Origin of the sequence: Devosia crocina (genome assembly GCF_900116545.1) — a bacterium.
Classification (GTDB): Bacteria; Pseudomonadota; Alphaproteobacteria; order Rhizobiales; family Devosiaceae; genus Devosia; species Devosia crocina.
The window spans coordinates 698,493-713,973 of sequence record NZ_FPCK01000001.1 but is presented as its reverse complement, the minus strand read 5'-3'; the positions used below and the strand labels follow the sequence as shown (position 1 = coordinate 713,973).

Annotated in this window: 14 protein-coding genes; 9 read left to right on the top strand and 5 right to left on the bottom strand. The window is 62.0% G+C overall.

What is annotated here, in order from left to right; translation table 11 throughout:
- Positions 1-2: 2 nt before the first annotated feature.
- The gene (locus tag BM364_RS03275; RefSeq protein ID WP_092420852.1) at positions 3-998 is read right to left on the bottom strand and encodes a sialic acid TRAP transporter substrate-binding protein SiaP; all 996 of its coding nucleotides are present in this window, start codon (positions 996-998) and stop codon (positions 3-5) included.
- Positions 999-1,160: 162 nt separating this feature from the next.
- Between BM364_RS03275 and BM364_RS03270 the strand changes: the two genes are divergently transcribed.
- Genes BM364_RS03270 through BM364_RS03260 form a run of 3 tightly spaced genes read left to right on the top strand, consistent with a single transcriptional unit; the run spans position 1,161 to position 5,455 of the window.
- Positions 1,161-2,060: a dihydrodipicolinate synthase family protein gene (locus BM364_RS03270; protein ID WP_092420849.1), complete on the top strand. Its 900-nt coding sequence runs from the start codon at positions 1,161-1,163 to the stop codon at positions 2,058-2,060.
- Between the two features lie 35 nt (positions 2,061-2,095).
- Positions 2,096-2,779: a GntR family transcriptional regulator gene (locus BM364_RS03265; protein ID WP_092423823.1), complete on the top strand. Its 684-nt coding sequence runs from the start codon at positions 2,096-2,098 to the stop codon at positions 2,777-2,779.
- 27 nt (positions 2,780-2,806) lie between these two features.
- Positions 2,807-5,455 carry an alpha-L-rhamnosidase gene (locus BM364_RS03260; RefSeq protein ID WP_092420846.1) on the top strand — a complete coding sequence of 883 codons (2,649 nt, stop codon included), beginning with the start codon at positions 2,807-2,809 and terminating at the stop codon, positions 5,453-5,455.
- A 6-nt stretch (positions 5,456-5,461) separates the two neighbouring features.
- Here BM364_RS03260 and BM364_RS03255 read toward each other — a convergent pair whose 3' ends face one another.
- Positions 5,462-5,779 (bottom strand): hypothetical protein, encoded by a 318-nt coding sequence (locus tag BM364_RS03255; RefSeq protein ID WP_139232465.1) that lies wholly within the window; start codon positions 5,777-5,779, stop codon positions 5,462-5,464.
- 185 nt (positions 5,780-5,964) lie between these two features.
- On the opposite strand from BM364_RS03255, the gene BM364_RS03250 reads away from it, so the two are divergent.
- Genes BM364_RS03250 through BM364_RS03235 form a run of 4 tightly spaced genes read left to right on the top strand, consistent with a single transcriptional unit; the run spans position 5,965 to position 9,728 of the window.
- Positions 5,965-7,263, top strand: a complete 1,299-nt coding sequence (locus tag BM364_RS03250; RefSeq protein WP_092420840.1) for a PQQ-dependent sugar dehydrogenase — start codon at positions 5,965-5,967, stop codon at positions 7,261-7,263.
- 10 nt (positions 7,264-7,273) lie between these two features.
- Positions 7,274-8,254, top strand: a complete 981-nt coding sequence (locus BM364_RS03245; RefSeq protein ID WP_210186381.1) for an ABC transporter substrate-binding protein — start codon at positions 7,274-7,276, stop codon at positions 8,252-8,254.
- A 47-nt stretch (positions 8,255-8,301) separates the two neighbouring features.
- Positions 8,302-9,027, top strand: a complete 726-nt coding sequence (locus BM364_RS03240; protein ID WP_210186380.1) for an ABC transporter permease — start codon at positions 8,302-8,304, stop codon at positions 9,025-9,027.
- Positions 9,006-9,728 carry an ABC transporter ATP-binding protein gene (locus BM364_RS03235; protein WP_092420834.1) on the top strand — a complete coding sequence of 241 codons (723 nt, stop codon included), beginning with the start codon at positions 9,006-9,008 and terminating at the stop codon, positions 9,726-9,728. The genes BM364_RS03240 and BM364_RS03235 overlap by 22 nt, the downstream gene beginning before the upstream one ends.
- Here BM364_RS03235 and BM364_RS18310 read toward each other — a convergent pair.
- From BM364_RS18310 to exbB, 3 genes are read right to left on the bottom strand one after another with little or no spacing between them, the layout of a single operon-like run.
- A complete protein-coding gene (locus BM364_RS18310) occupies positions 9,716-10,804 on the bottom strand; it encodes an energy transducer TonB (RefSeq protein WP_175528441.1) in 1,089 nt (362 codons plus the stop codon). The genes BM364_RS03235 and BM364_RS18310 overlap by 13 nt on opposite strands.
- Positions 10,801-11,262 (bottom strand): TonB system transport protein ExbD, encoded by a 462-nt coding sequence (gene exbD, locus BM364_RS03220; protein WP_092420828.1) that lies wholly within the window; start codon positions 11,260-11,262, stop codon positions 10,801-10,803. Before exbD ends, BM364_RS18310 begins: the two co-directional genes overlap by 4 nt.
- 3 nt (positions 11,263-11,265) lie before the next feature.
- Entirely contained in the window at positions 11,266-12,183 is a 918-nt protein-coding gene (gene exbB / locus BM364_RS03215) for a tonB-system energizer ExbB (protein ID WP_175528440.1), read from the bottom strand.
- Positions 12,184-12,416: 233 nt separating this feature from the next.
- On the opposite strand from exbB, the gene BM364_RS03210 reads away from it, so the two are divergent.
- Entirely contained in the window at positions 12,417-12,950 is a 534-nt protein-coding gene (locus BM364_RS03210) for a biliverdin-producing heme oxygenase (protein WP_092420822.1), read from the top strand.
- A complete protein-coding gene (locus BM364_RS03205) occupies positions 12,947-15,481 on the top strand; it encodes an HWE histidine kinase domain-containing protein (RefSeq protein ID WP_092420819.1) in 2,535 nt (844 codons plus the stop codon). Before BM364_RS03210 ends, BM364_RS03205 begins: the two co-directional genes overlap by 4 nt.

Here is a 15,481-nt window from a genome sequence, read left to right as displayed (position 1 = left end):
TTTTACTCGGCGGCAAGCGCGTTGATCTGGTCGACCCAGCCTTCCGGCCATGAGGCTGCACGATCGGAAGTGAGGTAGAAGTCCTGCACATGGGTGCGGAAGGCTTCGACGTCCGGCGTGGTGACCTCAAGCCCCTGCTCTGCGAAGAACGACACGAGGCGTTCTTCATCGGCAATGCGTTCTGCATTGTTCCAGTCGCAGGAGGCCACGGCAGCCTCGGTCATGGCCGTCTTTTCCTCGTCCGTCAGCTGATCCCAGGTCTGGTTGTTGACGGCCACGTTGATGGCGTCAACGAGGTGGCTGGTCAGCACGATCTGCTGGGTCACTTCGTAGAATTTGGCAGCTTCCACAGATGGCAGCGGATTGTCCTGGCCATCGATCGTGCCGGCCTGAAGGCCGAGATAGACTTCGCCGAACGGCAGCGGCGTTGGATTGGCGCCGAGCGCCTGGCCCAGGAACAGCCATGCATCGGAAGAAGGCATCCGCAGCTTCACGCCGGCCAGATCGGCAGGCGTCTGGACATCGCGCGCAGTGCGCAGGTTGATCTGGCGCGTGCCGAGATAGCAGGCATCGAGCAGCTGGATGTCCATCTCGTCCGAAACGCGCTGCTTGAACTCGGCACCGATGTCGCTGGCAAGGAATGCGCGATAGTGCTCCGGGCTCTGGAACAGGTAGCCGGCGGTCAGCAGACCATATTCGGGGATAGAGTCGGCGATAAGCTGGTAGGACACATAGGTCATCTCGGCATTGCCGCGCTGCAACGCATCAAGATCCGCCCCCTGAGCAAACAGCGACCCCGAATCGTAAAGCTGGATGTCGAAACGGCCGGGTGCGAGCTCTTCGAGCTTTTCGGCAAACACCTTCATGGCCTGGGTGTGCAGGTCGGTGGGAACGCTCGGAACCGTGTATTTCAGTTCGAGCTTGTCCTGCGCCAGGGCGGCGCCGGTGAGGGCGAGAACGGAAACGGCTGCGAGGGCGAGCGAGGTTGTGCGGGTCATGGATCCCTCCTCCAAGGGCAAATTGGACCTATGGCACCACGCCTCCCCAGACGATGGCGCCTTGAATGGTAGTAACTTGCATAAAGCCGGCGGTCATGTAAACAGTGATTTATCGATTGATGCTCTGACTGATCATATCAGTAGTCCAATGAGGAGGACTTTGTGGCTGCTTCTGACCTTAAAGGCGTGATCGCCGCCTCGATCACACCCTTCACACCCGATCTCGATGTCGACGTGAAACGTCTTGCTCATCATTGCGCCGATCTGCTTTCGGCCAGCTGCAGCTTCGTCTCCACTTTCGGAACAACCGGAGAAGGCGCTTCGCTCTCGACCCGAGAAAAACTCTCCGCCCTCAAGGCTCTGAAAGCAGAAGGCGCAGACATGTCGCGCCAGATTCCGGGGGTCATGACGCCCACTCTCGACGATGCGGCCGAAATGGTCGTTGGCATCGCCGAAGCCGGCTGCCGCGCAGCGCTGGTGCTCCCGCCCTATTACTACGGCACCAGCGAAGAGGGGATCGCAAGCTGGTACGACGCGCTGATCGAGCGCACGCAATCGGCCACCAGCATCGACATCCTTCTCTACAACATCCCGCAGCTGAGCCGTATCCGTTTCACTGCCGATCTCATCAAGACGATCGTGAGCCGCCATGGTTCGCGCATCGTAGGGGTCAAGGATTCGACCGGCGATGCGGATAACGGCGTCATGCTCGCGCGCACGTTTCCCGAACTCGCCATCTTCACCGGCGATGATCGTGTGCTCCCGACGCTTCTGAACAATGGCGGGGCCGGGATGATCGGCGGCATGCCGAACGTCTTCGCCCGCGATCTCGTCTCGCTCTACAACAATCCAGCCGACGCCGACACGCTTGCCAAGCAGACCCAGCGTATTCTGGCGGTGGACAAGGGCGGTTCGCTTGTCGCGCTCAAGGCGGCGCTGGCGCACTATTCGGGCGATCCCGAGCTTGCCCGCGTCCTGCCGCCGCTCAAGATGCTTGAGGGCCAGGGGCTCACCGAGCTTCTCGCAAGCTTCAGTCAGAGCGGCTTCAACGCCGCCTCATGAGGGAAGCGGCGGCGGAGAGAGGGGAGGACTCGATCATGCCGGTCAGTGACACGACCACCATCGAAGCGCCGGCTGAACGCAGTTCGGTCAAGAGCGCCGCATACGAGCGTTTCCGGCAGGCTTTATTCGATGGAAGGCTGCGGCCGGGCCAGTTCGTTTCGCAACGCGAACTCGTTGCCCTGCTCGGGCTTTCCATCGGCGCACTGCGCGAACTCTTGCCGCGGCTGCAATTCGAAGGCCTCCTGGTGGTGATGCCGCAGCGCGGCATCCAGATCACCCAGATCGACCTTTCCATGATCCGCCAGGCCTTTCAGATGCGGATGGCCTTTGAGCGCGAGGCGGTGCTGACCGCCGTGCGCAAGCTCGATGACGCGGCTCTCGATCAGCAGGAAAACCTCCATCGCGCGATCATGGAAGAGGTCAAGGTCAATCCGACGCCCGACCTTTTCGAGCGCGGGCAGCAGGTAGATGACGGGTTTCACGCCCTTCTGATCGCCACCACGCAAAACGACCTTCTCACCCAGGCCTATGCGGTCAATGCCATCCGCATCCGCCTGATCAAGCTTGATCGCGTAACCCTGTCGGCCGGCGTGTTGCCCGCCGCCTTTGCCGATCATCTGGCGGTCATCGCCGCCATTCGCGCCCGGGATGCCCATGCCGCCATCGATGCGATGGACCGGCACATGATGAATGCCCGCGAGCGCGCCCTCGAACTCTAGATCCGGCTTCGGCCACGAGGTTATTCCATGCCCCATTTGCGGCCCATCGACCTTCGCTGCGAACATCTTGCCACCGTCTCTGGCCTCAATGGTCCTATCCCCCGTTTCGGCTGGGCGCTCGCCGGAGATGGCATGGGACAGCAGCAGTTGGCCTATCGGCTGCGCGTCACCGACCAAGGCTCGGGCGAAGCAATGTGGGATACGGGCAAGGTCCTTTCGGGCGAGACGCAGCTTGTTCCTTATGGCGGTGAGCCGCTTGGCAGCGACCGGGTTCTGTCCTGGACCGTGCAGGTTTGGGACGAAGCCGACCGCCCCAGCGAGATTTCCGACCCTGCCCTGATCTTCACTGGCCTTCGCTCCGACGATTGGCAGGCCGAGTGGATCGCCCGCTATTTCGTTCTCCCGGCCGGCCGCGAAGTACCGGCGGACAATGCCTATGACAATCGCTGGCAGGCGCGCCCGGCAGATTATCTGCGCCGCAGCTTTGCAACGCCCGGCGAACCTGTTCGCGCCACGCTCTATGTCACCGCGCTCGGCCTTTACGAAGCCTATCTCAATGGCAAGCGCATCGGCGACCATGTGATGGCGCCGGGCTGGACCGATTATCACCAGCGCATCGAATATCAGGTCCATGATGTGACCGAGCATGTTGTCGAGGGAGACAACGTGCTGGGCGCCATCTTGGGCGAAGGCTGGTATTCGGGCCGCGTTGGACACAATCAACGCCGCGCCGGCAACCATTATGGTGGGCGCCCTGCCCTTTTCTGCCAGCTGCATCTGCACTTTGCCGATGGCTCGAGCATGATCGTGCGCTCGGACGAACATTGGCAAACCCGTCAGGGCCCCATCTGCTATTCCGACTTCCTGATGGGCGAAATGTACGATGCCCGGCTCGAGCGGCCCGATTGGGCGACGGCGCCTGGGGTGCAGTCCGGATGGCAGCCGGTGGAAGTGTTTACGCCCGATCCTCGTGCACCGCAGGTGGACGCGGCCCGTGTGCAGCCCGCCCGCGAAGTTGCAACCCTGCCCGCGACCTTCCTTCACCGAGCCCGCTGTGGCGCTGCGATCTTCGATCTCAAGCAGAATATTGCTGGTTATTGTGCGCTCACGGCTACCGGAACGGAAGGCGCCCGCTTCACTCTGCGTCATGCCGAAGTGCTCGATGGCGATGGCGAACTCTATGTCGCCAATCTGCGCCACGCCGTTGCGACCGACATCTTTATTGCTTCGGGCCGCGGCACGGAGACGTTCAAGCCCCGCTTCACCTTCCATGGCTTCCGCTATGTCGAGGTCACCCTGCCCGAGGGCATTTCCCCTGCGGAGATCGAACTCACGGGCATCGCCATCCAGACCGACACGCCGGTCACCGGCTCCATCGAAACCGGCCACCCGCAGGTCAACCAGCTCCTCTCCAACATCTTCTGGAGCCAGCGCGATAACTTCCTGTCCGTGCCCACCGACTGTCCGCAGCGCGACGAGCGCTATGGCTGGTCCGCGGATGCCCAGGTCTTCTGGCGCACCGCCGGCTATTTCATGGATGTCTCTGCCTTCCTGACCAAATGGATGCTGGACTTGCGGGATGGACAATCTTCCGATGGCGCCTTTCCCGATGTCGCGCCCACCAAGCCGCTCAACCCCTATCGTCTGACCCCGCAGCCCGGCGCTCCCGCCTGGGGAGATGGTCCCATCATCATGGCCTGGGATCACTGGCTCCGCTACGCCGACCGCGATCTCGTCGAGCGCTTCTTCCCTGCCTTCGAGGCCTGGATGGACCATATTGGCCGGCCCAATCCCGACTTCATCCGCCGCAACGCGGTCTACAACAATTATGGCGACTGGCTGAGTGTCGGCCCGACGTCCGATCGAACGCTGGTGGCCACAGCCTACTGGTATCGCGTTGCTGACCTGATGGCACGACTGGCAGAGGTCCTCGGCCGTACGACCGACAGCGCGCGTTATGCACAACTCTCGCGCTCGATCGCGCAGGCCTTCCATGCCGAGTTTGTGGGCGAAGATGGCCGGCTGTCCGGCGACACCCAGACCGCCTATCTCCTGGCCCTCGATTTCGGCATTCTCCCTGAAGCTAATCGCCAACAGGCGGCAAAGTGGCTCGTCGAATTGATCGAGGCGGCCGGCGGTCACCTCCAGACCGGTTTCCTCGGCGTGCGCCATCTCTGTCCGGTGCTGACCGATATCGGGGCGACCGACCTCGCGCTGGAATTGCTGCTCAAGGACACCTATCCCAGCTGGGGCTTTTCCATCGCTCAGGGCGCCACGACCATCTGGGAGCGCTGGGACGGCTGGACTCCCGAGCGCGGCTTCCAGAGCGTCAACATGAACTCGTTCAATCACTATGCCTATGGCGCTGTGGGAGAATGGATCTGGGCGCGCATCGCGGGAATCGATTGGGACGAGCGGGAGCCGGGCTATAAAAAGGTGCGCCTGCGCCCGATCTTCGATCAGCGACTCGGGCATTGCAAAGCGGAATACCGCGCCCATAGAGGCACCTTCGCCAGCCATTGGACCATGCTCGATTCCGAAACCGTCGAATGGACCGCAACCATTCCGCCCAATTGTACGGCCAGCATCGAGTTGCCTCAAGGTTGGACAGCACCGTCAATGCCCGCTGCGCTGGCCTCTGGCATCCACGCCTTCACTCTCGTGCGGCAGGGTTGATCCCGCTTAAAAGTCGAAGCTCCAGGTGTCCTGAGCCTTGGTGAACCGCCCCACGCTTGGGGCGGACCACCCCCGGCCCAGCGAGTAGAGCCTTACGTGGCAGGTGACGACGCCATTGGGGTGGCGGGCGCAGTCGGTGGCGTCGAGCCTCACATGATCCTCATTGATTGCCTGGTTCAGGTCGAGGATGCGGATATCGTCGAGCATGGCATCGATCGCCTCGGTCGGCGTCGGCCCGCCCGCGATCAACGGCTGTTCGCCGGCGCTGCATCCAGCAAGCGACAGAAGTCCCGCACAAAGGGCGGCAGCCAATGGCCATATCATGGAACCTCCCCGCTCCAGAGGGCACCATCATGCGCATCAAGGGGTAAATCCAAGGTTTCACAGGCCGAAGCATCACCACTTATCGCCTCATGGCGCTGAAAAGCCGGATTGGGAGCTTTCCCCTGGTCCGCAGCGTGTTAAGAAGGTGCTCTGCTCGCTTCCATACCTGCCGCCGAGATGTTTCCATGAACGCCAATTCTCTTTTCGCCCAGTTCGTTGCTGCTGTCGGTGCAGTAGCCGTAGCTGTCCGTCACGGCGGCGAGAACAAGTCGCCAGTCTATGGCTCCGCCCCCGCCATTCCCGCCCCGAAGGCGCAGGGCAGCATTCCCACCTTGAAAATGCCGACGGCCAAGGGCTGGGAAGGCGACCACAAGCCCACCGCGGCAGCCGGCCTCAAGGTCAATGCCTTCGCCAAGGGGCTCGATCATCCCCGGCAGGTCTATGTGTTGCCCAATGGCGATGTGCTGGTTGCTGAATCCATGGGGGAATCGGGCAAGCCCTCAAGCCTTTTCGATCACGCCATGTCCGTGACCATGCAGCGCGCCCGCGCCTCCGGCACGAGCCCCAATCGCGTCACCCTGCTTCGGGATGCCGATGGCGACGGCGTTGCCGAACAGCGCTTTGCCTATATCGAAAACGTTCGCCAGCCCTATGGTATGGCCCTGATCGGCGACACGCTCTATGTCGGCGCCAGCGACGCTCTGCTCGCCTATCCCTATGATCCCGCAGCGACACGGATCACCGCACCAGGCCGCAAGCTGATGGACCTTGTTCCCGGTGGCCATTGGACGCGAAACCTCATCGCCAGCAAGGACGGCAGCAAGATCTATGTCGCTGTCGGCTCGCTCAGCAATATCGGCGATGCCGGCATGGCAGCCGAAGAAAACCGCGCCTGCATCCATGAATACGATATCGCCTCCGGCACATCGCGCATCTATGGCGCGGGCCTGCGCAATCCCGTGGGCATGGCCTGGGAGCCGGCTACCGATACGCTCTGGACCGTGATCAACGAGCGCGACGGCCTCGGTGACGAAACCCCGCCGGATTATCTGACCTCAGTTCGCGATGGCGGCTTTTATGGCTGGCCCTATTCTTATTGGGGCGTGGTCGATGATCGCGTCGAACAAAGTCCCGCGCATCCAGCAGCATCGCAGGACCACCCTGATTTCGCTCTGGGTGGCCACACCGCCTCGCTTGGGCTTGCCTGGGTTCCAGAAGGCACGCTTCCCGGCTTCCCCGCCGGCATGGCCATCGGCCAGCATGGCTCGTGGAACCGCAGCAAGCTGAGCGGCTATAAATTAACCTTTGTGGCGTTCGAGAACGGCAAGCCTGTCGGCCTTCCACGTGACATTCTCACCGGCTTCCTCTCGGAAGACGAGAAGCATTCCTACGGACGTCCGGTCGGCGTTGCCGTGGCAAGCGATGGTGCGTTGTTGATGGCCGATGACGTCGGCGATGTCATCTGGCGCGTCACCGGCGCCTGAGACCATGCAGTTGTCTAAACCACTTTCCGGAGCCGCCTTCATGGCGGCGCTGGGCTTCGCCCATGCCTTGGCGGAAGGCTCGCTATCCCTGACGGTCGGCGTCCAGGAAAGCGGCACCGTGCAGTGGGAGATAGAGACCATCAAGACACTCGGCCTCGACGGGGACCGTGACCTTTTCCTCGACATCCGCTATGTCGCCGATAGCCGGGCCGGGCAGATTGCGCTCCAGACCGGAGCGGTCGACGTGATCCTGTCCGATTTCGTCTGGGTTTCGGCCCAACGCAGCCTTGGGAATATGCTGACTCTCGTACCGCACTCGCTGACGGTCGGAGGACTCATGGTGCCTGCAGACTCAAACATTGAGACGGTCGAGGATCTCGAGGGCGAAACCATCGGCGTTGCCGGTGGGCCCGCGGACAAGAGCTGGATCATTCTCCAGGCCCTCTACGAAAGCCGCACGGGTAAGAGCCTGACCGAAGATGCCGAAGCGCGTTTCGGCGCTCCGCCTCTTATCAATGAACTGCTCGGCTCAGGCGGCGTCGCGGCAGGATTGAACTTCTGGCAGTGGAATGCGCGCGCCAAGGCCGCGGAAATGGCCGAGATCATCTCCGTCAAAACCATGCTCGATGAGCTTGGCATAGCCGAACAGCCACCGCTCCTGGGTTGGACCTTTACCGAGGACACCGCCTCCGGCAAGACCGAAGCCATCACCGCATTTCTCGACGCCTCTTTCGCAGCCAAATCCGTGCTGCTTAACGAGGATGATGTCTGGACCGGTCTGCAGGAGCTGATGGGTGCTGCAGGCGATCAGCCGCTCTTTGTGCAACTGCGCGATGACTACCGCGAGGGCATCGTCACCTCCTACGATCCCGACGATGTCAGCGCTGCCGCAAAGACCTTCGCTCTCCTCGGCCAATATGGCGGCAACGATGTCGTGGGCGAGAGCCCCCATTTGGCGCCCGGCACGTTCTGGAAAGGATACCGCAAATAGCGGTCCAGCAAGGTGAGCGCCGCGTTGGCCTTCAATGGCTCGAGGCTTTGTCCTTTCCGCTGCTTCTTGCCGTTTGGCAGGCTCTCGCAATGGTGCTGGCCCACCGGCTCTTCCCCACCCCTCTTGCAGTGGGAAGCGAAATCGTCGATCTGGCGCAGAATGCCAATCTCCTGCCGGATCTGGGCAAAACGCTCTTCCGTGCAGGCGCTGCCTTCCTCTGCGCCATGGCTCTGGGCACCGCATTGGGGATCTGTCTCGGCCGATTGCCGGCGCTCGACCGGCTGCTCTCGAGCTGGCTGCTCGTTGGCCTCAACCTGCCGGCCATCGTCGTGGCCATTGTGCTCTATATCTGGCTCGGCCTCACCGAGATCGCACTCATATCGGCCGTGGTCATCAACAAACTGCCGCTCGTAGCTGCCACCATACGCGAAGGCGTGCGGGGCTTTTCCGCTGACTATGACGAACTGGGCCGCGCCATGCGCTGGTCGTTCACCAGGCGTTTGCGGCTTATCTTCGTGCCGCAACTCGTGCCCTTCATCCTCGCCGCAGCCCGCACGGGCCTGTCCCTGATCTGGAAGATCGTGCTGGTCTTCGAAGTGCTCGGCAGCGACGGCGGCGTAGGCTATCGCGTCAGCCTCATGTTCCAGTTCTTCGATATCACCGGCATTCTCGCCTATACGACAGCCTTTATCCTCGTCGTGCTGTGCTTTGAATATGCCGTGCTGCGTCCGGTAGAGAGGAGAGTGCTGCGATGGCGCCCGGCCCCGATCTGAACGTCACTGTCGCGATCAAGAGTTTTAGGAACGGCGAGCCAATCTTCCGCGACTTCAACGTCGCGATCGCAGCCGGGAGCGTCACCGCCATTCTTGGCCCCTCGGGCATCGGCAAATCGACCCTGCTGCGGCTCATTGCCGGCATCGACCCCGTGTTCGAGGGATCGATCCTCATCGATGGCACACAAGCCAAGCTGTCCCCGCCCCCAGGCTTCGTCTTTCAAGATCCACGTCTCCTCCCCTGGCTGACTGCGTTCGACAATGTGCAGACTGCGGGCCAGGAGATGTCCGGAAACGAGGCACGCGCGGCGCTGGCACGAACTGGCATGATCGACAGCGCCGATCTTTTCCCCCATCAGCTCTCGGGCGGCATGCAGCGCCGTGTGGCCCTCGCGCGCGCCATGGCGCTCAATTCCGGGCTATTGCTGCTCGATGAACCATTCGTGTCGCTCGACCGAGAGCTGGTCGAAGAAATGCATGACGTCCTGAGCACGCTTCTGGACCAAAGCGCCCCAACGACGCTGCTTGTGACCCATATCGCCGAAGACGCTGCGCGTCTTGCCGATCGTGTGCTGTTGCTTGCCGGCCGCCCGGCGACCATCGTGGCGGACATCGCGCTGCCGACACCCCGCCGCCAACGCACCGCTTCCGTTCTCGAAAACTACATAGCCCTTATCGGGGCATCCGCTCAGCGCTCGTAATCGATCGGCATGCCGATGGTTAGCCGAGACTGCGGCAGGCCTGCCGGTGGAACGGGCACGGGCGAACTGGCGATCACCAGGTCCCGTGCAGCCTGATCGAGCGCGGGATAGCCGCTCGAGCCGACCACTCTGACAGATTGCACCCGACCCGACGTATCGATGGTGAACTGGACCACGACCCGCCCCTCCTCCCCGCGCTGACGTGCGTCGGCCGGATAGCGACGGCGCTGGCCGATATGACGCAGAACGCTGCCTTCCCAGCGGCTGACCTGGGAACCGCTCGGTGCGGCAACAGCCGCAGGCTGCGGAGCGGCAGCAGTTTGCGATTGCACGGCGGCAGGACGCGGCGCCGAGGTCTGTGTCGAGGCCTTTTGTTCGGGCGGCGCCGTGCGGCGCGGTGGAGGATCCCATTTCGTCGGCGGCGTTTCCGCACGTCTTTCCGCAATCCGCTCCGGCATAGCAACCGGCATCGGCAGGTTAGGATCGATCGGCTCTGGCTCTGGCTCTGGCTCTGGCTCTGGCTCTGGCAGCTGCTGCTCCTCTTCCGGCTGAGGGGCAACCTTTTCCGGTATCGGAGGCAGAGTCACTTGAGGCTCGGGCACCTCGACCTCCGTCTCGTCGATGACGGGCTCCTCCGGCCTGGGCGCCGGCGGCACTTCAGCCACGGGTTCCGGCAGCTCGACCGGCTCCGGTGGCGCCGGCTCTTTTACTTCTTCGACGATTGGTTCCTGAGCTGGTGAAGGGTCTTCAGCCGGCGGCGGCTCCTTGATGGGCTCTGCGGCGTCATCCGGCTCAAGCTCAGTGGGCGGGGCAGCCTCAGCTGCAAGGCTCGCCAATCCTTCGGAAACGTCGAGCTCTTCCGTCACCGGCGAAGTTTCGAACTCAGCGAACTCCACCACAACGGCACCGGCGGTAGCACCCTCTGGAGCAGGCTCCGGCACATAGGTTTGATACGCCCAAGCGCCAGCCACAAGGCCGCTGAACACCACGACGCTTGCGGTGGTCCATAGGACCAGGTCCCCACGTCTGAGCCGCAGGAAATCTTCGGCAACAAAGCTGTCACCCCTGTCCGTCATGGCGAGACCTGGTTGCCTTGAGCTGGCGGAGGCACAGCATTGGCAGTTTCGAGCCCGACCAGGGCGATGCGCACATAGCCCGAGGACCGCAGGAGGTTCATCACCTCCATCAACTCTCCGTAGGCGACTGCAGCATCCGCCCGCACGAATACACGCGTTTCTCGGTCGCCTTCCGTTATCTGGTCTAGCGCCGCTGCGATGCCTTCGCGGGCCACGTCATCATTGCCGATTGCCAGTGTCAGGTCATCCCTGAGAGTAACGAACAGCGGCTCTTCCGGACGCGGCGCAGGCGTAGCGTTCGACACCGGCAGATCGACATTGACATCCACCGTTGCCAGCGGCGCAGCGACCATGAAGATGATCAGCAGCACCAGCATCACATCGATGAATGGGGTGACATTGATCTCGTGATTGACATCGAGTTCGTCACCCGAACTTTCGCGAATACCGCCAGCCATGATCTACTCCGCCGCACGCGCGAGGGGCGCCTGCCCTGCCAAGGCTAGCCGATCAAGGTCCCGGCTCACGAGGCGCTCGATCCCCGCTGAGACATCGGCAAGCAATTGCCGGTATCCCGTCACCGAGCGAGCAAAGGCGTTGTAGATGATGACGGCGGGGATAGCGGCCACCAGGCCCAGGGCCGTGGCTAGAAGTGCCTCCGCGATGCCGGGCGCGACCACTGCGAGATTCGTGGTCTGCGTCTCCGCTATGCCGACAAAGGCGTTCATGATGCCCCAGACGGTACCAAACAATCCGATGAACGGGCCGACTGAACCCACTGATGCCAAAACACCGAGGCTGCGTGACATGCGCCGCCCCGCGGCAACCTCGATGCGTGACAGGCGCGATGACACACGTTCCTTGATGCCCGATGGCGCAACGCGTCCAGCTAGGTCGGAGGACGATTCGATCTCTTCGGCGGCCGCCTTGACCAGCACCGCGCCGACACCGCGCCGCTTTTCCATGATGCCGGCAACCTCGGCGAGAGTTCTCGCTTTGACAACCTCGCGCAATGCCTTGTTCGCCTGAGCCCGCGCGCCCGACAGTTGCATGGTTTTGGCAACCCAGATGATCAGCGTTATGACGGACGCGGCAGCAAGGCCAATCATCACGCCCTTCACGACATAATCGGCCGCCATGAACATGCCCCAGGGCGACATGTCATGACCTTCTAGCCCCGTTTCAATCAAGGGCTGCTCGAGCTGCGGAGTTGGGATGGAAGTGTCTTCCGGCACGGAGGTGGAGAGAGGCGCTGCCTGTTCAACCGATTCGACCATCGTTTCGGGCGCCGAAGGAACAGCGTCCTGAGCGAAACTGGCTGTCGCAAGCGCAAGCGTTGCGCAGATCAACAAGATACCTGCCCGAGCAAAGGAAAACATAAGATCCGCCATTTCCAGCCACTGCAGCACTGTTGAAAGATCGAGCGCCGTGCTTAACCGTGTGCCGCTTCTCAATTAACTGCCGCAGCCCTATTTAAGGTGACGCAAGAAGTCAACATTATCTGCATCACTCACAGGCCGCACCGCGCTCTCACTCGCTAACGCTGCGTGTAAAATATTGAAATGACAAGGCAACGCGACGCAGCCTATGGTCACACCGAATTGGAGACAAAATGGCCCAAGCCTCTCTTCGCAGTGCCCTGAGGGCAGAAACGTCTGACCTGCACGACCAGTTGGATCAGCAAGTCGGCGAGTTTGCCAGCGAAGAGGGCTATGCGGACTACGTTGTTAACACTCACCGCTTCCGGTCCACTATTGAGCCTCGCCTGCCATCATCTGTACTCTGGCAGGTAACCCCGCTCACCCCAGCACTTGGCGAAGATCTCCGCGACCTCGGCCGCCTGCCTGACGTCCAAGCGGCGCCACCATTCGATTTTAGCGACGAAAATGGTGCCATAGGCGCTTTCTATGTGCTTGAAGGCTCAGGCGTCGGCGCGCGCATTCTTCTCAAGCGCGCCAGGGCGCTCGGCATGAGCGAAAACCATGGCGCGCGGCACCTGACACTCCAGGCTGGGGACACCGCACGTTGGCCGCAATTCCTTGCCATCCTAGAAAAAACGCCGCCTGAGCGGTACGACGCCATCATAGCTGCCAGCCTTGCGACTTTTCGGCTGGCGCTCGAAACCTACAGCCAGACCGCCTCATGACCGCTCATCAACACGTCGACCTGACAAACTGCGATCGCGAGCCGATCCACATTCCGGGAAGCATCCAGCCACACGGCAGTTTGCTAGCCTGCGATGCTTCGGCGGGTACAGTGCTGCGTCACTCACAGAATGTTGGGGCCATGCTCGGGATCGAAGGCGATCCCAATGGCCGCTCTCTCAGCGATCTGATCGGCAGTTCCGCCGCGCATGATATCCGTAATGCTTTGAGCCGGACGCCGGAGGGTGCTCGCTCATCGCTTCTGTTCGGGCAGCGGCTTGAGAATGGCCGCCGCTATGACGTCGCGGTCCATCGGTTCAAGGGTAATGCGGTGCTCGAATTCGAGCCGGCGAGTGAAGAGGTGGCGCAGCCACTCGAACTCGCCCGCGCCATGCTGGGCCGCATCTCCGCCATCGACACCCCCGAGCGCCTGATCCGCGATACCGCTCGCCTCGTTCAGGGCATGCTGGGCTATGACCGCGTCATGATCTACCAGTTTGGCCAGGACGGCGCAGGCAAGGTCATGGCCGAAGCCAAACGCGCCGATCTCGAGAGCTTTCTTGGCCAATATTTCCCCTCGAGCGACATCCCCCAGCAGGCACGTGCGCTCTATCTCAAGAATACGATCCGCATCATCTCTGATGCCAATTTCGAGCGCATCCCGGTGGTCCCGGCGCTTGATGCATCGGGCGAGCCGCTCGACCTCTCCTTTGCGCATTTGCGCAGCGTCTCCCCCATACACTGCGAATATCTGCGCAATATGGGTGTCGGCGCCTCCATGTCGATTTCGGTCATCGTCGATGGTGCCCTCTGGGGCATGATCGCTTGCCACCACTATGCGCCGCGCACCCTCTCGATGGCCCAACGGGTTGCCGCCGAAATGTTCGGCGAATTCTTCTCGCTCCATCTCAGTGCGCTGCGGCACCGCCGCTCGCTGGAAGTGGCGACTGCAGCCCGGGCGGCACTCGACTCCTTTCTCAGCGAAGCGGTGGGAGCTGCAGATATCAATCAGTTGATGCGCGATCGCGTCACCGATTTCGCCCAGCTGATTCCCGCCGATGGCGTCGTTCTCTGGATCAATGGAACAGCCACCAGTATCGGCACCACGGCACCCGATGCGGTGCTCCCCGGCCTCGCGCGCTTTGCCGAAACTGTTGCCGAAGGTCGCGTATGGGCAACGCACAAGCTCTCAAACGTCCTGGCAGGCGCCGAGGACTATGCCAGCCAGGTATCGGGCGTATTAATTGTTCCGATCTCTCAGCGGCCGCGCGACTTCCTGTTCTTCTTCCGCCGCGAGCTGGTGCAGACGCTCGACTGGGCCGGCAATCCCGATAAGACCTATGAAGTGGGCCCGCTCGGGGATCGCCTGACGCCGCGCAAGAGCTTTGCGATCTGGAAAGAAACCGTGCACCATCAGTCCGCGCCATGGACCGATCAGGAGCGCGAGTTCGCCGAGGCCACCCGTGCGGCCATGGTAGGCGTCATTCTCCAGCATTCCGAGCTTTTGGCTGACGAGCGGGCCAAGGCCGATGTTCGCCAGCGCATGCTCAACGAAGAGCTCAATCACCGGGTCAAGAACATCCTTGCTGTGATCAAGTCTCTCGTCACGAGCCCCAATCAGGACGGACAATCGCTTGCCGATTACGTCGACAGCCTCCGCGGCCGCATCCAGGCCCTATCGCTTGCTCATGATCAGGTCATTCGTGGCGATGGCGGCGGCAGCCTGCTGGATCTGCTCAATGCCGAACTCAGCCCCTATCAGACCAGCTCCGCTACGATCACGTTGACCGGTCCAAACACCTGGATGGATGCGCGCTCCTTTTCCATCATGGCGCTCGTGTTCCACGAACTGTCCACCAATGCGGCCAAATATGGCGCGCTCTCGCGGCCCGGTGGGGAGTTGAAGGTCGAGTGGAAGCTCGATGCGGTGGGAGCCTGTGATATTGTCTGGCAGGAACGCAAGGGCCCCGAAGTGCGTCCGCCGAGCCGTCGAGGGTTTGGAACCGTGCTGGTCGATCGCAGTATCCCGTTCGATCTGGGCGGGGAAAGCAATGTGGATTATCACTCCGATGGCGTGACTGCCCGTTTCCGCATCCCCCCGCGCTTTGTCAGCAACCGCGCACAGCTGGCAACGGTGACAAAGGTGCATCAGCCTGCCGCGGCCACCGACTTCTCCTCGCTCAAGGGCAAGAACGTTCTAATCGTTGAGGATCAGATGCTGATTGCGCTTGATCTTGAGCAGATCCTTACCGATTCCGGCATGAACGCGGCGGCTACGGCCACATCGCTGCGCGAGGCTCTGGTTTATCTCGGGCGCGAGCGGCCTGATTGCGCCGTGCTCGACGTCAATCTCGGCGAAGAATCTTCCGCCCCTATCGCCCGGCACCTCATCGAAGCCGGCATCCCTTTTATCTTCGCAACCGGTTATGGCGAGCGTGGCAGCATATCCGCCGAGTTTGAAGGGGTTCCCGTGGTGCGCAAGCCCTATGACACCGCCAGCATCCTGACCCAGCTGCGTCAGGTGTTGAGCTGA